The sequence below is a fragment of the Pseudoduganella sp. R-43 genome, from assembly GCF_049913255.1.
GTDB lineage: Bacteria > Pseudomonadota > Gammaproteobacteria > Burkholderiales > Burkholderiaceae_D > Rugamonas.
This window is the reverse complement of sequence record NZ_CP183988.1, coordinates 5,874,569-5,893,452: the sequence shown is the minus strand read 5'-3', so window position 1 is coordinate 5,893,452 and position 18,884 is coordinate 5,874,569. Positions and strand designations below refer to the sequence as shown.

Sequence of the window (18,884 nt, the reverse complement as noted above, 5' to 3'; positions counted from 1 at the left end):
CAGATCAGGCGTCGGCGGAAAACTCCCCGCTATAGCGCTTTCCGCCTATGGTGACGTTGTCGAGAACCAGTGCGCGGACGTTGTGCAGAAGCCACGGTTGCCCGGCATTGCGTGGGGTGCCGAAGTCGCAGTCGCGGATTCTCACGCGCGCGATCGGCGGAAATGCCGCGCCGGCGGGGCCGTTGTAGCTGCTGGCGACAGGACCCAGCATCACGATGGCCTGGTAGCAGGAGACCTTGCCATTGGGCGTGTCCACGTTGCCCACCTTGAGGCCGGAGATCTCGATGTCCGACACTTCGGGAGGGCGCGTGCGCACCACGTCGTCGGCAGGGGCGTAATCGCAGTCGAAGGTGATCACGGCGCCGGCGCTTGATGCGACCGGACCGGACGGCCTGGTGGTGCCGGACAGCGGCTTGTAGAAGCCCGGGCTGGTCTGCACGCCGTTCGGCAGCGTGCAGTCGCGGACGTAGAGGTGGCGCAGGAAGCCGCCACGGTTCATATTGGTCTTCAGGCGGATGGCGGTGTTGAGCGCGTCGCTGGCCCAGTGCAGGTTCCTGAATTCGATCTGCTCGGCGTAGACGTGCTCAATGCCGCCGGCCATTTCGCTGCCCAGCGTGACGCCGCCATGGCCGCTGTTCATCACGCAGTGGCGGATCAGGATGTTGCGGGTGGGGCCGTAGTGGGTGTCCCTGTTCTTGCCGGCCTTGATGGCAATGCAGTCGTCGCCGTTGTTGAAGGTGCAGCCTTCCACCAGCACGCCGTCGCAGGCTTCCGGATCGAAGCCATCGCTGTTCGGGCCCAGGCTTTCCATGTTCACGTCCTTGAAGTGGACGTTGCGGCTGGCGACCGGGTGGTGCACCCAGAACGGGGCGCCGACGATCTGGTAGCCCTGGAGCAGGACGTTCTCGCATTCGATCAGTTCGACCATGCAGGGGCGCAGGAAGTGGCCCTGGCCGAACACGCGCTGATCGGCGGGGACACTGGACTCGGAGAGCACGGGCAGGTAGCGCGAGTCGCTCTGCCAGCGATTGCCTGAACCTTGAATCAGGATGCGCTCTCCGGGCGCGCGTTGCACCTGCGCGGCGTTGTTCGGATTGATGGCTGTTTCGGTGCGTTCGCGTGCAGGCTTGCCGCGGCCTTTCCAGTCCCACCAGCATTCGCTCGGATTGTTCTCGAAAGGGGTGCCGCCCTGGCCGTCCATTACGGAGGTCCAGTCTTCGCCGGTGAGAGCGATGTTCTTCTGGCCGTGGGCATACACCAGCGGGGAGAAGTTCAGGCAATCGTTGCCTTGCCAGCGGCTGCGAACCAGCTTGCCGTTCTTGCCGCAGTCGATGTCGCCGTATTTCGCGTAATCGTCCGGATTGGCGCTGAACACCAGGCGCGCGCCTTTTGCCAAGTGCACGTGGACGTTGGAGCGCAGCACCAGCGGGCCTTTGATGTACCACGCGCCTTCTGGAATGACAACGCGCCCGCCGCCGGCCTGGTGCGCGGCGGCGATTGCAGCGGTGATGGCAGGGTAGCAGTCATGGCTGCCTTTTGCCGGCGTTTGCAGCGTGCCCGGTTCGAGCGATGCGACCTGGCCTTGCACGGAGACCAGCTTGCATGGCTTGGCGCCGAATTCCGTCACCAGGAAATCCTGCTTGCGAAAGGCGATTGGCGTGGCAAACCGCGCGGCGATTTCCCTTGCGCGCAGCCATGGGTCGCCGCCCGCCGGGTCACTGGCGGCGGCATTCGCCACGGCCGCCGCGAAACGTGCCAGCGCTGGCTGCGAAGCGATCAATGCCCCGCCGGCGACCGCTGCACGGAGCAAGGCGCGGCGAGCGGATACAGCTGGGCTCGTGTCACTCTTGGGGCCTGACCCCAGGGTGTGACACGGGCTCGGCTGGGTGGTGCGGTGCGGGCCGCTCATTTGCTTGCCGCCAGGGCGGTGCGCACGGGGTTGGCGGCGCGGGCGGCGGCGTTGGCGACGTAGGCTTCCCATTGCTCGCGGGTGGTGATTTCGCCGGCGCGGCTCCAGGCGCCGCCGGCGTAGTAGCGCAGTGGCTTGCCGGCGCTTGCCGGGGCGAGGATCAGTTCATTCAGGGCGTCTTCAGCGAAGCCTTGTGCCGCCGGCACGACGACGGCGGTGCCGAAGGCGCCGTTGCTGGCTTGCTCGACCCATTGCAGCAGCACCTTGCCTTCGCGCCTAGTGGCGATTTGAGGGGTCTGGCCCTTGTCGCTTGGGGTCTTGTTCAGGCCTACGGCAACGGTCAGCGGCTTGTCGCCTGCATAGCTGAAGGTGGACTCGATCATGTCCAGCTGCTGGCCGGCGTCGACGGTGAAGCGCTTGGTTTCCGTCACCGGCAGACCGGCGGCGTCCCATGCGGCGTAGGACAGCTCGAAGATGGAACGTACCGGGCCGTTGGCCAGAACTTTCCAGCTTGCGTAGTTGGTGGATACGTACAGTTTGCCGCCGTCCCACACACCGGTACCGCCGGCGCCGCGCGAGCGGCCGACGTTGTACATGTCCATGCCTTCGCCTTCGTCATGGTGGTAGTGGTCGTGGCCCTTGTTGTACCAGCGATCGACAATCGGATAAGGCACGCGCTTGAACCACAGGTCCAGGCCGGAGGTCACCAGCACCTCCTTCACGACGCCCGCCGGAGCGGGAGCAGCCAGCGCGGGACCGTAGGTGCGGTGGCCGATCTTGTCGTTCTCCCAGCCGAAATCGTCGAGGCGTTCGGGGACGTAGCGGGCAAAGGTTTGCGCCGCGAATACGGGCGCTACGCTGTCGATTTTTTCAACCGTGTAAGTGGCGGACTTTTCGCCGGCCTTGAAGCTGTGCTGGAAAATCAGCTCGCCGTAAGCGGTGCCGACGTTCTGCGGGTCTTTCGCCTGCGGCGCGACATTGGTGACCTGGTGCGGCACCACGCGGCCGGAGGCATCGCGCACGGCGATTTTCTGGACCAGGGCGTGCGGCAGGGCCTTGTTCACTTCCGACCAGGGGACGGTCACCGTTTCCGAGGGGCGTGCGATATCGAGGTCGTGCTGCAGCGTGATGGTCAGGCGTTCCGCTGCGCTGGCGGCAATCGCGGGCAGGGCGGCGGCCAGTGCGGCAAGGATGCGGGTGGTCTTCATGACTGCTCCTCAGTGGTGTTCGCGGTAGTCGGTCTGGCCGCCTTTCGGCAGGTAGTGATAGGTGCGGACGCGGTACTGGATGTCGAGCTTGGGATTGGTGACCAGCTTGATCATTTCGGCTCCGGCCAGCAGCACGGGGCCGTAGCCGTGCAGGGCGTGCTTGCTGGTTGGCCGGTTGTAGTAGTACACCATGTCGCCGGCCAGGGTGGTGCCGACGCAGGTGCCTTCTACTTCGCCCTGGCTGGTGATTTTCGTCTGCAGCCCGGCCCAGCCGGCTTGTGCGATGGAGCCGTATGGTGCAGGCGAGATCCAGCCCTGGTTGACGGCGTGGGCGATCACGTAGGTGAAGATGGCCGACGCCGAGGTCTCGAGGTAGGAGTCGTTACGGTCTATCATCTGGTGCCACAGGCCGCTGCCGGACTGGCGTTCCGCAATGCCTTGCAGTGACAGGCGCAGTTGCGCCAGCACTTTCGGATAGCCCGGGTGGTCTTTCGGCAGCACGTCGAGCAGGTCGGACATGGCCAGCACCGCCCAGCCGTTGGCGCGCGACCAGTAGAAGTTCGGCGCGTCGTTCATGCCGGCGTGCCAGCCGTGCGTGTACAGCTTGGTTTGCGGGTTGAACAGGTAGCCCGCCATGTTGAGCACATTGTTCACCGCGTCGTCATAGTAGGCGCGCTTGCCGGTCATGCGGCCCATTTCGGCCAGCGCCGGCACGCCCATGTACAGGTCGTCGCCCCACAGCGATTCGGCTTGCGGGCGCTTGCGGGCCAGGGTGCCGTCCTTCAGGCGGTACTGCTTGTTGGCGACCCAGTCGCTGCACGTGGCGATCATGTCGGCCAGGTCGGGGCCGACCTTGGCGGCGCGGGCGCGCATCAAGGCTGCGCACATCGAGCCGGAATCATCGAGCGAGCGCGGGTCGAGGAAGCGCGAGAAGCTGTTGCCGCGCTCCAGCTTGAACTGCTTTTCCTGGGCGGCGAAGTAGGGCCTGGTCTGTTTGAAGAAGTTGAGGTGGCGCTCGGTCATGGCGAGAAAGCTGCGGTCGCCGGTCGCTTCGGCCGCGCGCAGCAGGCCGGAATGCACCACGCCCATTTCGTACACCTGGATGCCGAAGTCGCCCTTGCTCGGCTCGAAGATCGCGTCGGCCACAGGGGTTTTCAGGTCGGTGATTGTTTCGCCGGTCTTTTTGCTGACGATGCGGGTCGGCGTCACGCTGTCCATGTAGCCGCGTACTTTCTGCAGCGTGCCGGTGATCTCGGCGACGGTCGGCATCTTGTACGGGACCGGGTAGCTGCCTTCACCGGCGTCGTTCGGATTTTTGTTGTCGGTATTGCGGTAAGGACCTTCCGCGTGGGCAGGGCTGAGGGCGAAGAGGCAGGCCAGGGCGGCTGCCAGCAGGGACGATGTCGGCTTCATGGGTCTCCGTGCGACGTTTTAGGTGTGGTGTAACTGCGTCATCTGGTCAGGCCATTCTAATTTGGTCAGACCAAATATGCAAGGTGGACTAGCCAATCGTCGTTTTTGTGTGGCATACTGAAAATGAAGTTCAGGATCATCAAAAGGACATCTAATGAAACTCGCACGCTACATCAAGATGCACGAGGCAGACAATGTTGCCATCGTGGTCAATGACGGCGGCTTGCCGGCCGGCTCGGTATTCCCCGACGGCCTGACGCTGGTGGAAGGCGTGCCACAAGGGCATAAAGTCGCCCTGGTCGACCTGGCCGAAGGCGATCCCGTGACGCGCTACAACGTGACCATCGGCTACGCGGACCAGGCGATTCCACGCGGCTCCTGGGTCTCGGAAAAGGTGCTGCGCATGCCGGGCGCCCGTTCGCTCGATGGCCTGCCGATCGGCACCCGCAAGCCGGCGCCGCTGCCGCCGCTGGAGGGCTACACCTTCCAGGGCTACCGCAATGCCGATGGCTCGGTCGGCACGCGCAATATCCTGGCCGTGACCACCACCGTGCAGTGCGTGTCGGGCGTGGTCGACCACGCGGTCAAGCGCATCAAGGAAGAACTGCTGCCGCGCTATCCGAACGTGGACGACGTGGTGGGGCTGGAGCACATCTACGGTTGCGGCGTGGCGATCGATGCGCCTGGCGCCGACGTGCCGATCCGCACGCTGCGCAATATCAGCAAGAACCCGAATTTCGGCAACCAGGTGATGGTGGTCAGCCTTGGCTGCGAAAAGCTGCCGCCGACCCGACTGTTCCCTGCCGGGAGCATCCCGATCGCGTCGGCCAATCTCAACTCGGCGGCCGGTGAGCCGGACGTGGTGTGCCTGCAGGATGGCGCGCACGTCGGCTTCAACTCGATGATCGATTCGATCATGCGCACGGCGGAGCATCACCTGAAAGTGCTGAATGCGCGCCAGCGCGAAACGGTGCCTGCTTCGGAACTGGTGGTGGGCGTGCAGTGCGGCGGCAGCGATGCCTTCTCGGGCGTGACTGCCAATCCGGCAGTGGGCTTTGCCACCGACCTGCTGGTGCGTGCCGGCGCTGCCGTGATGTTCTCGGAAGTGACCGAAGTACGCGACGGTATCGACCAGCTCACGTCCCGCGCGGAGACGCCTGAGGTGGCGGCGGCAATGATCCGCGAAATGCAATGGTACGACGACTACCTGAAGCGCGGCGGCGTTGACCGCAGCGCCAACACCACGCCGGGCAACAAGAAGGGCGGCCTGTCGAACATCGTGGAGAAAGCCATGGGTTCGATCGTGAAGTCCGGCTCGGGCGCCATCCACGGCGTGCTGTCGCCGGGCGACAAGCTGACGCAGAAAGGCCTGATCTACGCGGCGACGCCGGCCAGCGATTTCATTTGCGGTACGCTGCAGATGGCGGCTGGCATGAACATCCACGTCTTCACCACCGGCCGCGGCACGCCTTACGGCCTGGCGGCGGTACCCGTGATCAAGGTCGCCACCCGCAATGACCTGGCGCAGCGCTGGCACGACCTGATGGACGTGAACGCGGGCCGCATTGCCAGCGGCGAGGCCACTATCGAGGATGTGGGCTGGGAGCTGTTCCGCCTGATGCTGGATGTGGCGAGCGGCAAGGAAACCTGGGCCGAACACTGGAAGATCCATAATTCACTGGCGCTATTCAATCCGGCGCCGGTAACCTGATGACGGAGTAAGAGACATGAGCCAAACTGGAAAACCATTCAAGCGCATCCTGATGACCGGTGCCGCCGGCGGCCTGGGCAAGGTGCTGCGCGACCGCATCAAGCCTTGGGCTGAAGTGGTGCGCCTGAGCGATATCGCGGACATGGGCGAGGCGCGTCCCGGCGAGGAACTGGTGCCGTGCGACCTGTCCGACAAGGCGGCCGTGATGAAGCTGATGGAGGGCGTGGATGCGGTGCTGCACTTCGGCGGCATCTCGACCGAGGCGCCGTTCGAGGCGATCATGCAGGCCAATATCCTGGGCGTGGCGAACCTGTACGAGGCGGCCTACAAGCACGGCGTGAAGCGCCTGATGTTCGCCAGCTCGAACCATGCGATCGGCTACTACAAGACGACCGATATGCTGGATGCGAACATGCCGACCCGTCCGGACAGCATGTACGGTATCTCCAAGGTATTCGGCGAGCAGATGTCGCGCTATTACTACGACCGCTTCGGCATCGAAACCGTTTGCATCCGTATCGGTTCCAGCTTCCCGCAGCCGGCCAACAAGCGCATGATGTCGACCTACCTGTCCTACGACGACCTGACGGAGCTGCTGCGCTGCTCGCTGTTCGCGCCGCGCGTGGGCCACACCATCGTGTTCGGCATGTCGGACAACGATTCGGTATGGTGGGATAACCGCTACGCCGCGCACCTTGGTTATCGCCCGAAGGATTCATCGGCCAAGTTCGCGCATCTGTTCCCGGATACGTCCGAGTTCCCGGAAAAGGACGACGTCACCACGATCTACCAGGGCGGCAAATTCCTGCTCGACGGCCCGATGTTCAAATGATTGAGCTGCGCAGCGGCGGCTTGCGGGCCGTGGTGCTGCCTGCTGTCGGCGGCGGGCTGGCACGGCTTGACTGGGCCGGCAATCCTGGTTGCGCCGGCGCCCTCGCTGCCGAGCCGGTACCCGTGCTGCGTCCCCTTGCCGATGGCGTCGCGCAGCCGCAGCCTGGCCAGCTGGCCTGTTTTCCCCTGGTCCCCTGGTCCAACCGGATCGCCCCTGGCGGCTTTGAGTTCCAGGACCGCCGCATTACGCCGGCGCCGACGCGGGAAGGCGAGCCCTGTCCGATCCACGGCGAAGGCTGGCGCATGCCATGGCATGTGGAGGCGCGGGACGAATGCAGCGTCGTGCTTTCGCTCTACCGCCGCGATGGTTCGCCATTCGCATTCACCGCCCACATGGCTTACACGCTGTCGGACAACGTCTTGCGTGTGACGCTCAAGGTCACGAACAACGGCCGGCATCCGCTGCCGTTTGGCCTTGGACTGCATCCATGGATGCCTTGCCCCGACGACGCGCGACTGCGCGCCGTGGCCGACGGCGTGTGGCTGTCCGGCGCCGACAAGTTGCCAGCCGGGCGAAGCGCGCTGCCGCCAGGGTGGAACTTCTGCGGCGAAGCGCCGCGCCCCTTGCCGAGCGACGGCGTCGACAATGCCTTCACCGGCTGGGACGGCAAAGCGCAGATCGACTGGCCATCGCGCCGCTTGCGCCTGCACATCAGCACGGACATGGGCTATTACATCCTGTATGTACCGCCGGGCAAAGACTTCTTCTGCTTCGAGCCCGTGGACCATCCGGTCAATGCGCACAACCTGCCAGGCGGTGCGACTGCGCATGGGCTGACCGTGCTGGCGCCGGGGCAGGACCTGCGGCGTACCGTGCGTTTCACCGTTGAGGAGATTGCGTGAGGACGCTGCAAGCCGTGCTTGCTGCCGCCTGGCTCGGCGCCGGGCCGAGCGCCCTGGCGGCTTCCGATGCGCCATATAACGCCGAAACGACATACGCCAAGCTGGCTGGCCAGTACCCGCACATAGCGATTGCCAGTGCGGAAGCGCCGGCGCCAGTGCGCGTGCTGCGCGACCTTGGCTACGTCCAGCGCGGTGAGCGTGCGTTGCAGCTAGACCTTTACCTGCCCGGGCCAAATGGCGACGGCCGCGGTCGTGCCTGGCCGCTGGTGGTGCTGGTCCACGGTGGCGGATGGCGCAGCGGCACGCGGCAGAATATGGCGCCGCTGGCGGCGCGCCTTGCGGCCAGGGGTTTCGCTGCGGCCACGGTCGACTACCGTTTGTCGGGCGAAGCGCAGTTTCCCGCTGCGATCGACGACGTCAGGGAAGCGATTCGCTGGCTGCGCGCCGCGGCATTGCAATACGGCCTGGATGACAAGCGCATTGCTGTCGCTGGCGGATCGGCGGGCGGCCAGATCGCCGCGCTGGTTGGCACGACGAACGGCAGTGATGCGGCCAGTGCCGTGCAGGCGGCCGTCAATATCGATGGCCTGTCCGACTTCACTTCCGAAGAAGCGCGCAAGCATGAAGACGACCCGTCCAGGAATCCGACCGCAGCCGGAGCATGGTTGGGTGGGCGTTATGCGGAACAGGAGGCGCGCTGGCGAGATGCCTCGCCCCTGACGCATGCAGGCCCCGGCAGTGCCCCGATACTGTTCATCACCAGCGGACTACCGCGCTTCAGCGTCGGGCGGGAAGCCTTGGCGCAACGCCTTGCCCAATACAAAATCCCGACCGAGCACGTGAATCTGCCCGGCACGCCGCATTCGTTCTGGCTGTTCGATCCCTGGCTGGCGCCGGCCGTCGACGCCATGCAAGCCTTCCTGGAGCGCACGCTTGGCGCGCCGCAAATGGCGCGTGCGCCGTGGTCGCCGGACCTGGGCGATGGCCGCTACCGCAACCCGGTCCTGCACGCCGACTATTCGGACCCGGACGTGATCCGCGTCGGCAAGCGCTACTACATGACTTCCTCGAGCTTTACCAACGTCCCCGGCCTGCCATTGCTGGAGTCCGACGATATGGTGAACTGGCGGCTGGTCGGCCACGCCTTGCCGCGGCTGGTGCCGGAGGAAGCGTTCCGTGCACCGCAGCACGGCAAAGGCGTGTGGGCGCCATGCCTGCGTTACCACGATGGCAAATTCTGGATCTTCTACCCAGACCCGGATTTCGGCATTTACGTCGTCACCGCCACGCGATTCGGAGGACCCTGGAGCAAGCCCCGGCTGCTCATGGCCGGCAAGGGCCTGATCGACCCTGCGCCGCTGTGGGACGACGATGGCAAGGCATGGCTGCTGCACGGATGGGCAAAGTCGCGCGCTGGCTTCAACAACGTCCTGAGCCTGCGCCCGATGGCGCCGGATGGCAGCCGCATGCTGGATGACGTGAGCCGCGTGGTCATCGAAGGCAACACGCTGCCGGGCTACAAGACGCTGGAAGGCCCCAAGCTCTATAAGCACAACGGCTGGTATTACGTGTTCGCGCCGGCTGGCGGTGTGGAGACCGGGTGGCAGTCGGTGTTCCGCTCGCGGCATGTCGACGGACCGTACGAGGCGCGCATCGTGATGGAGCAAGGCAGTTCGGCCGTCAACGGGCCGCACCAGGGGGCCTGGGTGCGTGCGGAGGACGGGACCGACTGGTTCTTTCACTTCCAGGACAAGCGCGCTTTCGGCCGCGTGGTGCATTTACAGCCAATGCGCTGGCAGGACGATGGCTGGCCGATCATTGGCGAAGCTTCGGCCAAGCCTGGCGTTGGTCAACCGGTTGCTGAATTCGCCAAGCCGGCGACCATGGCTGCCGCGGCGTCGGTCCCGGCGCCGGCCTGGCCGGACATCGGCGACGAATTCCGGGCGAAGCGCCTCGCGCCGCAATGGCAATGGGTGGCCAATCCGGCCCCCGGCTGGTACTCGCTGACAGAGCGTGCCGGCTTCCTGCGGCTGTACGCGCAGCCTGCTCCGGTGCCGGCCAATGGCGAAGCGCCGATCGCACCGCTGCGTTCCCTGCCAGCCGTGCTGACGCAGAAACCGCCCGCACCAGTCTTTTCTGCAGTGGCAAAGCTTGAGCTGCAAGCCGTTGCGGACGGCGACACGGTCGGCCTGGCCATGTACGGGCGAAGCTACGCCTGGCTCGGCTTGCGCCGCCAGCATGGTGAACTGCGCATTGTCTACGTGCGCTGCGAGGCGGCCAATGACAAATGCAAGGAGCGGCAGGAAGCGTCGAACGCCTTGCCGCTGAAGACTTTCACCCACCTTCGCATGGACGTTGGCGCAGGCGGACAAACCGCCTTCTCCTACAGCCAGGACGGGGTGAACTTCACACCCGCCGGCACGCCGTTCACGGCCGCCATGGGACGCTGGGTTGGCGCCCAGGTCGGGCTGTTCGCCACTGGCGCGAAGGGCGCCTACGCCGATATCGATTATCTGCGCATTACGCCTTAGCGGGATGCTGGCTGCAGTTTGCCGAGGTGGCCGGCACCGGCATTGGTCATGACGTTGGGCTGCACGTCGGCGGCGGGCAGGGCGCGGAAGGCGTACGGCACGCTCCAGCCGACGTCGGTCGCAAAGCCGCAATCTGCCAGCGCCTTGCCGTTCAAGAGCGAGCCGTGGTCCAGCACGGCGCCTGCTTCGGATTTGCCGGGATTGTGCAGCACGTCGCCGCAGCCGCGCGCGCCTTCGATATCGTAGGCGTTGGCATCAATGATCACGCGCGCCTGCCTGGCGATGCCGACGCTGTATTCATGCGGATATTCGGCGTGCTTGCGCGAGCCCTTGTGATAGTTGTTGAACAGGTGGACTTGACCGAATCGCACGCGTGGCGTGCGCGCCGTCACTTGCTCGAAGAAGTTGTTCGAGAAGGTGACGCGCAAGTGGCCTTCATCGCTCGTGGCGCGGTCGCTGGCGCCTACCAGCGTGTTCTTTTCGTGCAAAGCGAAGTGGTTGTACGACACCGTGACGAAGTCCGAAGCCGAAGTGATATCTAGCCCGCCGTCGTGGCATTGTTTCAGCATGCCGTTCTCTTTAGGAGACTGGCCGTCGGTGCGCGGCGCATCGGTGAAGCTGTTATGGTCGATCCAGACGTGGTGCGATCCGGTGACCGTGATACCGTCGTACAGCGAATTCCAATTGCCTTTGGCGCCGTCCTGCGGGTCCCATTTCGGATCGGGATCGCAGGGATTGCTGATCGAAAGGTTGCGGATGATGACCTGGCTCACATTGCCGACTATCAGGCTGGCGTTGACGAAACCGGCATCTTCCCCAAGGCCGATTAACGTGGTGTTGGACGGCAGCCGCACCACGCCGACCTTGGCGCCATCGGCCATGTCGAGGGTGCCGCGCACCTGAATGATGCGCGCGTCGGCAGTGCCGGCCACCGCAGTCTTCAGCTCGGCGGGCGTGGAGACGGTATGCACGTGGCCAGCGGAAGCCGCAGCGCCGCCGCGCGTGCCGCCTTGCTCGCCGGCCCAGCCGTCGGCCGGCGCATGTTCGCGCGCTGCCTGCCGCGATGTGTCGTCCGGATCAGCGAGCGGGCGGAGGGCAGGGAATAGCCGCAGCAGTTCGCGCGCAGCCATGTCGCCGAAGAAGCGGCCGCCTTTCGGGCCAAGGTGGGTGTAGTCGAAGCCCGCACCCTTGGGCTGGGCCAGCGTGTCCGCTTCCGCCGGTCCCATTGCCTGGACGGCTGCCAGCGACAGGGCATTCAGGTCCAGTACGGCCACGCCTTCGCGCTGGGCCACTTCGCGCGCCGCTGTCGCCCACGGCGCCAGGTCGTTCCAGACATAGCCATTCCGGAAGCTGCGGCGGGTGAGGGAAGTCACCAGCACCGGCACGCCGCCGCCAGCCTTCACGTCCGCCACATAGCGTGCCAGGTTGGCGGGATACTCCGTGACCAGGTCCGTCGAGCGGCCCGGTTTGCCCGGCTGGTCGTTGTGGCCGAACTGCATCAGCACGTAAGTGTTGCGGAAGCCTGCGCCGTTGCGCAGCAAGGCCTGCGCCTCGTCCCAACGGCCTTCGGCACGGAAGGAACTTGAGCTGCGGCCGTTCTTGGCGAGATTCAGGCAGGTGGTGTCGGGGCGCTGCCGCCGGCACAGGTAATCGCCATATCCGCCGCCGCTGGCGACGGTCGAATCGCCGACCAGGATGATGCGGTCGGCGGCAAAAGCCGGCAGGCTGGCCACGCAGGCCAGGGACAAAAGGATGTGACGTAGCATGAGGCTCCCCCTGAAGTTCACCTCATTCTATTTTGGCCTGACCATGCATGCAAGTGGTCAGGCCAAATTATTTTAGCCGCGTGAGAAGGTCTTGGTAACGCGTTCCAGGTGGGCGCGCATGGCCTGGCGGGCGCCGGCCGCATCGTGCGCAGCAATGGCCGCCACGATATTGCGATGGTCGTCCAGCGTGTTCTGGCGCAGCTCTTCCGTCTGGAAGTGCTCTTTCAGCTTGTGCCACATGGTGCCGCGCTGGTTCCACAGTGTTTCGACCACCCCCACCAGCGCGGTGTTGCCGGTAGCGCGTGCGATCGCCAGGTGGAAGTTGCGGTCGGCCTGTTCATTGGTGGCGCGGTCAGAGTGGTGCTGCTCCATCTCGGCCGCCGCACGCAGGATCGCATCGATCGCGGAATCGGTCGCCATCTTGGCTGCAATGGCTGCGACTTCGGATTCGATCAGGCGGCGCGCCGCCAGCACTTCGAACGGACCCGGTCCGCCTTCGGCCACGTCGGAAGGAGCGGAAGCCTTTTCGCTGACGTACACGCCCGAACCGCCACGCACTTCGACGATGCCGGACAGCTCCAGGGCAATCAGCGCCTCGCGCAGCGAAGCGCGGCTGACGCTCAGTTTCGCTGCCAGGTCGCGCTCTGCCGGCAGGCGGGTGCCGGGCTTGATGTTCTCTTCGCGGATCAGGTCCTGGATCTTGGCTGCGACCACGCGGTACAGCCGTTGTTCGGCTGCTGGATTCGGCTCCGTAGCAACGGTTTTTTTGTTCATGCGAGGTCCCTTGAGAAGTCGACCGATTTTAATTTGGTCCGGCCAATTTCGCAAGAAAGCAACAGCTGCCAAACGCCGGAGATGTCTCTGATAGGATGTCTGACATCTTTTTTGCATGTATAATGGAGGCCATGACTATTCTCCCTCGCAAGCGACACACCCTGGCCCAGGGCGTGGTCGAACAGATCAGCGGCAGCATCAACAGCGGCGTGCTGAAACCCGGCGACAAGCTGCCGACCGAATCGGCCATCATGGAGCAGCACGGCGTCAGCCGCACCGTGGTGCGCGAAGCCATCTCGCACCTGCAGGCGGCCGGGCTGGTGCAGACCCGCCACGGCATCGGCACCTTCGTGCTGGAGAAGCCGCGCAACAGCGGCGGCCTGGGCATCGATGCCGAGAGCATCGTCACCGTGCGCGATGTACTGGCCATTCTCGAACTGCGCATCAGCATGGAAACCGAGACCGCTGGCCTGGCTGCTACCCGCCGCAGCGACGAGCAGGTGGCTGAACTGGCGCAGGCGCTGGCAGATATGCGGCAAGCGATGGAGCAGGGCCGCGCCTCGGTGGAAGCCGATCGGCGCTTCCACCTGGTGATCGCCAAGGCTACCGGCAATCGCTACTTCGTCGACATCCTCGGCCAGCTCGGACAGGCGATCATTCCGCGCGCGCGCGTCAACACCGCCAACCTGGCGCAGGACCGCCCGGCCGACTACCTCGAACGCGTGCACCGCGAACACGAAGACATCTTCCGCGCCATCCAGCGCCAGGATCCGGAAGCTGCCCGCGCCGCCATGCGCACCCACCTTTCCAACTCGCGCGAACGCCTGTTGCAGGCCCAGCAACGTTTCGAAAACGCCGCATAAAAAAGGGGTACGTCCCCTTTTTTCGCTTGCGTTCGCTTAAACTAGGTTGTACGATGACTTACAACTGAGCTCGCGCTCGATTCGTGCAAAAACCACACTTAGGAGTCAACGATGTCCATGTCCCCGCAAGAACTCAAGAAAGTCATGTCGTCCGGCCTGCTGTCCTTCCCGATCACCGACTTTGACGCTGAAGGCAATTTCAACGCCAAAACCTATGCCGAACGCCTGGACTGGCTGGCTCCTTACGGCGCGAGCGCACTGTTCGCCGCCGGCGGCACCGGTGAGTTCTTCTCGCTGACCGCTCCTGAATATTCGCAGGTGATCAAGGTTGCCGTGGAAAGCTGCCGCGGCAAGGTGCCGCTGCTGGCTGGCACCGGCGGCCCGACCCGCCAGGCCATCGCGCTGGCGCAGGAAGCAGAGCGCCTGGGCGCCGACGGCCTGCTGCTGCTGCCGCACTACCTGACCGAGGCAAGCCAGGACGGCCTGATCGAACACGTGGCCCAGGTGTGCGCCTCCGTGAAGATCGGCGTGATCGTGTACAACCGCGCCAACTGCCGCCTGAACGCCAATTCGCTGGCGATCCTGGCCGAGCGCTGCCCGAACCTGATCGGCTTCAAGGACGGCGTGGGCGAAATCGAACTGATGGTGCAGATCTACCGCAAGCTGGGCGACCGTTTCTCCTACCTGGGCGGCCTGCCGACTGCGGAAGTGTATGCCGGCGCCTACAAGGCGCTGGGCACTCCGGTCTACTCCTCGGCCGTGTTCAACTTCGTGCCGAAGCTGGCGATGGACTTCTACCACGCCACCGCAGCCGGCAATACCGCCGAAACCGACCGCATGCTGGATGAATTCTTCCTGCCATACCTGGACATTCGCAACCGCAAGGCCGGCTATGCCGTGTCGATCGTCAAGGCTGGCGCCCGCCTGGTTGGCCATTCCGGCGGCCCGGTACGCGCTCCGCTGACGGACCTGACCGCGGAAGAAGACGCCATGCTGCTGGCCCTGATCAAGAAGCAAGGTGCCCAATAATGCAGATCACCGGTGAAATGATCATCGGCCGGCAACTGGTGCGCGGCGCTGCCGGCACGCTGTTGGCCTTCAACCCGGCGACCAGGGAAAACCTGCAGCCGCCGTTCGGCCAGGCCGACCTGACGGATGTGGATCGAGCCTGCGCGCTGGCCGAACAGGCCTTCGACGCCTACCGCGCCACCACGCCGGAAGCGCGCGCCGCCTTCCTGGAGGCGGTCGCCAGCAACATCGATGCGCTGGGCGCCACCCTGACCGAGCGCGCCATGGCCGAAACCGGCCTGCCGCAAGCGCGCCTGGAAGGCGAGCGTGGCCGCACCGTCAACCAGCTGCGCCTGTTCGCAAAAGTCGTGCGCGATGGCCACTGGCAGCACGCCACGCTGGACTCCGCGCTGCCGCAGCGCACGCCGCCGCGCCCAGACCTGCGCCTGCGCAAGATCGCCGTCGGCCCGGTCGCGGTGTTCGGCGCGTCCAACTTCCCGCTGGCGTTTTCTGTCGCGGGCGGCGACACCGCATCTGCGCTGGCCGCCGGCTGCCCGGTCGTGGTGAAGGCGCATGCCGCCCATCCTGGCACGTCCGAGCTGGTGGCGCGCGCCGTGCAGAAGGCGGTCGCCGATTGCGGCATGCCGGAAGGCGTGTTCTCCATGATTCACGGCGATGGCCGCGTGGTTGGCCAGGCGCTGGTTGCCAACCCGTCGATCAAGGCTGTCGGCTTTACCGGCTCGCGCCAGGGCGGTACGGCCCTGATGCGCACCGCCGCCGCGCGCCATGAGCCGATCCCGGTTTATGCGGAAATGAGCAGCATCAATCCGGTCTTCATGCTGCCCGCGGTCCTGGCTGCAAACGCCGAAGCACTGGGCGCCGCTTTCGTCGAGTCGCTGACCATGGGCGTCGGCCAGTTCTGCACCAATCCAGGCCTGGTGATCGGCGTGGCCGGTCCGGATTTCGACCGCTTTGCCGCAGCCGCAGCCGCTGCGCTGCAGCCGAAAGGCGCCGGCACCATGCTGACCGCCGGCATCCACAAGGCGTATGAATCCGGCGTCGGCCGCTTGTCCGATGCCGCAGGCGTCAAGCTGCTGGCCCTGGGGCAGCAAGAGGGCGCCGGCTGCGCCGCCCAGGCTGCGCTGTTCCGCGTCGACGCGGAGACTTTCGTTGCCAGCCACGCGCTGCAGGAAGAAGTCTTCGGCCCGGCCTCGGTACTGATCGCCTGCCGCGACGAAGCCGAAATGCTGCGCCTTGCCGCCAGCCTGGAAGGGCAGCTGACCGCCACCGTGCACTGCACGGCCGACGACCATCCGCTGGCGGGCCGGCTGCTGCCGACGCTGGAACGCAAGGCGGGCCGCGTGCTGTTCAACGGCTTTCCGACCGGCGTCGAGGTCTGCCACGCGATGGTGCACGGCGGCCCGTTCCCGGCCACTTCGGACACCCGCACCACGTCCGTCGGCGCCACGGCCATCGAGCGCTTCCTGCGTCCGGTAAGCTACCAGAATGTGCCGGCGGCCTTGCTGCCGGCCGCCCTGCAGGACGATAATCCACTGCGCCTGGCACGCATCGTGGATGGGGAGCTGCGCACGGCAGTTTGATTGAGTAGTACGGCCGGAGGAGACGCCGGCCGCTTTCGAATACAAGAAACTATGAATCAGCCCAACCCGCAAGCCGTCGGCCTGGCGGCCGAACCGGCCGCCGCCATCGGCAAATACCGCTGGACCATCTGTGGCCTGCTGTTCTTCGCCACCACCATCAACTACCTCGACCGCCAGGTGCTGTCGCTGCTGGCGCCCGCGCTGTCGAAGGAATTCGGCTGGTCGAATACCGACTACGCCAACATCGCCGCCGTGTTCCAGTTCGTGTACGCGATCTCGATGCTGTTCGCCGGCCGCGTGATCGACAGGATGGGCACGCGCCGCGCCTTCGTGCTGGCCATTGTCGTATGGTCGCTTGGCGCGATCCTGCACGCCTACTCGGTGCCGATCGGCGCCACGTTCTCCAACGTCCTCGCTGCGGTGGGCATTGCCGCCGTACCCGTATCGGTGGCCGGCTTCATGGTGGGCCGCGCCGTGCTCGCGCTGGGCGAGGCAGGCAACTTCCCTGCCGCCATCAAGGCCACCGCAGAATACTTCCCGAAGAAGGAGCGCTCCTTCGCCACCGGCATCTTCAACTCCGGCGCGAATATCGGCGCGATCCTGGCGCCGATCACGGTGCCTCTGATCGCCGAGGCCTGGGGCTGGCAGTCCGCCTTCATCATCATCGGCGCAATCGGCTTCCTCTGGATGGGCTTCTGGCTGGTTTTCTACGATGCGCCGTCAAGGCAGAAGCGCCTGTCGCGCGCGGAACTCGATTACATCAACAGCGATGCGGCCGATGCTCCGGCGGCAGCGCCGGCCGGCGCCGCTGCGCGCAAGGCTTCCTGGTTCAAGCTGCTGGCCTACCGCCAGACCTGGGCTTTCACGGTCGGCAAATTCCTGACCGACGGCGTCTGGTGGTTCTTCCTTTTCTGGCTGCCGAAGTTCATGTCGGCCCAATACGGCGTGTCGGCCACCGAAATGGTGGTGCCGCTTGCGGTGCTGTATTCGATGACCATGTTCGGCTCCATCGGCGGCGGCTGGTTCCCGACCTTCTTCATCAATCGCGGCGCCAGCGTTTATCACGGCCGCATGCGCGCCATGCTGGCCATCGCCTTCTTCCCGCTGGCGGTGCTGCTGGCGCAGCCGCTTGGCTACCTCGGCATCTGGGTGCCGGTGATCCTGATCGGCATCGGCGCCTCGGCGCACCAGGCATGGTCCGCCAACCTGTTCACCACCGTGTCGGACATGTTCCCGAAGCACAGCGTCGGCTCCGTGGTGGGCATCGGCGGCATGGCAGGCGGCCTGGGCGGCGTGCTGATCACCAAGGTGGCCGGCAAGCTGTTCGACTATTACAACGCGCTGGGCCAGATCCAGACCGGCTACATGATCATGTTCACCTTCTGCGCACTGGCTTACCTGCTCGCCTGGTGCATCATGAAGGCGCTGGTGCCGGCGCATAAGGAAATCACTGACCTCTGATGGAAAAAGTAAGCGGTGTACATTGCATGGTGGGTGAAAGCCCCACCTGGCACGCGGGCGAGGGCGCCTGGTATTGGGTCGACATTCCGGCGCGCCGCATCTGGCGCCTCGATTACGCCAGCGGCGCGACCCGCTTCTGGGATGCCCCGGAGATGGTGGCCTGCCTGTCGCCCGCCGCGCGCGGCGGCTTCATCGCAGGCATGGAGACGGGCATCTTCCACCTCGTGCTGCAGGATGACGGCAGCGTATCGGCGGAGCGCCTGGCTGCGCCGCCATCTTCCGAGCTGGGCCAGGGCATGCGCTTCAACGACGGCCGCTGCGACCGGCAAGGACGCTTCTGGGCCGGCACCATGTTCATGGACATGGCGGCGGAACGCGCGGTCGGTCAGCTCTATCGTTATACCGCCGCGGAAGGGCTGTCTGCGCCTTTCGTGTCCGGCATGCTGACCCAGAACGGCACGGCGTTCTCGCCACGCGGCGACGTGATGTACCTGTCCGACTCGCACCCGAAGCGGCGCATGGTGTGGGCCTTTGATTACGACATCGGCAGCGGCACGCCGCACAACAAGCGCATCTTCCTCGACCTGGGCACGCAGAAAGGCCGTCCCGACGGTGCCGCCGTCGATGCCGACGGCTGCTACTGGACCTGCGCCAATGACGGCGGCCTGCTGCAGCGCTACACGCCGGGCGGCGCGCTCGATCGGGCAATCGCACTGCCGTTTGCCAAGCCATCGATGTGCAGTTTCGGCGGTCCCGACCTGTCCACGCTGCTGGTGACCTCGATCGACCCGGGCAATGCCGGCGACGACTGGCCCGGCTCGGTCTTGCTGCTGCGTCCCGGCGTGCAGGGTCTCGCCGAAGTTCGATGGAACGCGCATTAATCTGTTGCAATTCTGCAAAAGTGA

General features: G+C 65.4%; 14 protein-coding genes. 9 read left to right on the top strand and 5 right to left on the bottom strand.

Annotated features, from left to right (window positions below; translation table 11 throughout):
• Positions 1-4 precede the first annotated feature (4 nt).
• The 3 genes from ACN9M3_RS26860 to ACN9M3_RS26850 form a co-directional block, all read right to left on the bottom strand.
• Positions 5-1,780, bottom strand: coding sequence for a glycoside hydrolase family 28 protein (locus tag ACN9M3_RS26860; RefSeq protein WP_426319164.1), 1,776 nt, complete (start codon positions 1,778-1,780; stop codon positions 5-7).
• Between the two features lie 125 nt (positions 1,781-1,905).
• Positions 1,906-3,117 (bottom strand): DUF4861 family protein, encoded by a 1,212-nt coding sequence (locus ACN9M3_RS26855; protein ID WP_426319163.1) that lies wholly within the window; start codon positions 3,115-3,117, stop codon positions 1,906-1,908.
• A gap of 9 nt (positions 3,118-3,126) precedes the next feature.
• Positions 3,127-4,530, bottom strand: coding sequence for a glycoside hydrolase family 88/105 protein (locus ACN9M3_RS26850; RefSeq protein ID WP_426319162.1), 1,404 nt, complete (start codon positions 4,528-4,530; stop codon positions 3,127-3,129).
• A gap of 154 nt (positions 4,531-4,684) precedes the next feature.
• On the opposite strand from ACN9M3_RS26850, the gene garD reads away from it, so the two are divergent.
• From garD to ACN9M3_RS26830, 4 genes are read left to right on the top strand one after another with little or no spacing between them, the layout of a single operon-like run.
• Positions 4,685-6,241, top strand: coding sequence for a galactarate dehydratase (gene garD, locus ACN9M3_RS26845; protein ID WP_426319161.1), 1,557 nt, complete (start codon positions 4,685-4,687; stop codon positions 6,239-6,241).
• A 16-nt stretch (positions 6,242-6,257) separates the two neighbouring features.
• Entirely contained in the window at positions 6,258-7,073 is an 816-nt protein-coding gene (locus ACN9M3_RS26840; protein ID WP_426319160.1) for an NAD-dependent epimerase/dehydratase family protein, read from the top strand.
• Entirely contained in the window at positions 7,070-7,975 is a 906-nt protein-coding gene (locus tag ACN9M3_RS26835; protein ID WP_426319159.1) for an aldose 1-epimerase, read from the top strand. Before ACN9M3_RS26840 ends, ACN9M3_RS26835 begins: the two co-directional genes overlap by 4 nt.
• Complete coding sequence (locus ACN9M3_RS26830) at positions 7,972-10,506, top strand: family 43 glycosylhydrolase (protein WP_426319158.1); 2,535 nt, start codon at positions 7,972-7,974, stop codon at positions 10,504-10,506. The genes ACN9M3_RS26835 and ACN9M3_RS26830 overlap by 4 nt, the downstream gene beginning before the upstream one ends.
• Here ACN9M3_RS26830 and ACN9M3_RS26825 read toward each other — a convergent pair.
• Together ACN9M3_RS26825 and ACN9M3_RS26820 are read right to left on the bottom strand one after the other, a co-directional pair.
• Positions 10,503-12,272 (bottom strand): GDSL-type esterase/lipase family protein, encoded by a 1,770-nt coding sequence (locus ACN9M3_RS26825; RefSeq protein ID WP_426319157.1) that lies wholly within the window; start codon positions 12,270-12,272, stop codon positions 10,503-10,505. The genes ACN9M3_RS26830 and ACN9M3_RS26825 overlap by 4 nt on opposite strands.
• A 72-nt stretch (positions 12,273-12,344) precedes the next feature.
• Positions 12,345-13,046: a FadR/GntR family transcriptional regulator gene (locus ACN9M3_RS26820; RefSeq protein WP_426164558.1), complete on the bottom strand. Its 702-nt coding sequence runs from the start codon at positions 13,044-13,046 to the stop codon at positions 12,345-12,347.
• A 131-nt stretch (positions 13,047-13,177) separates the two neighbouring features.
• On the opposite strand from ACN9M3_RS26820, the gene ACN9M3_RS26815 reads away from it, so the two are divergent.
• The 5 genes from ACN9M3_RS26815 to ACN9M3_RS26795 all read left to right on the top strand — a co-directional run bounded on the left by ACN9M3_RS26815 (position 13,178) and on the right by ACN9M3_RS26795 (position 18,860).
• Positions 13,178-13,909 (top strand): FadR/GntR family transcriptional regulator, encoded by a 732-nt coding sequence (locus tag ACN9M3_RS26815; RefSeq protein WP_426164556.1) that lies wholly within the window; start codon positions 13,178-13,180, stop codon positions 13,907-13,909.
• A 117-nt stretch (positions 13,910-14,026) separates the two neighbouring features.
• A complete protein-coding gene (gene kdgD, locus ACN9M3_RS26810; RefSeq protein WP_426164554.1) occupies positions 14,027-14,938 on the top strand; it encodes a 5-dehydro-4-deoxyglucarate dehydratase in 912 nt (303 codons plus the stop codon).
• Entirely contained in the window at positions 14,938-16,518 is a 1,581-nt protein-coding gene (locus ACN9M3_RS26805; RefSeq protein ID WP_426319156.1) for an aldehyde dehydrogenase (NADP(+)), read from the top strand. Before kdgD ends, ACN9M3_RS26805 begins: the two co-directional genes overlap by 1 nt.
• Before the next feature lie 51 nt (positions 16,519-16,569).
• On the top strand, positions 16,570-17,979 hold the full coding sequence (locus ACN9M3_RS26800) for an MFS transporter (RefSeq protein ID WP_426164550.1): 1,410 nt from the start codon (positions 16,570-16,572) through the stop codon (positions 17,977-17,979).
• Positions 17,979-18,860: an SMP-30/gluconolactonase/LRE family protein gene (locus ACN9M3_RS26795; protein ID WP_426319155.1), complete on the top strand. Its 882-nt coding sequence runs from the start codon at positions 17,979-17,981 to the stop codon at positions 18,858-18,860. The genes ACN9M3_RS26800 and ACN9M3_RS26795 overlap by 1 nt, the downstream gene beginning before the upstream one ends.
• The last annotated feature ends 24 nt before the right edge of the window (positions 18,861-18,884 follow it).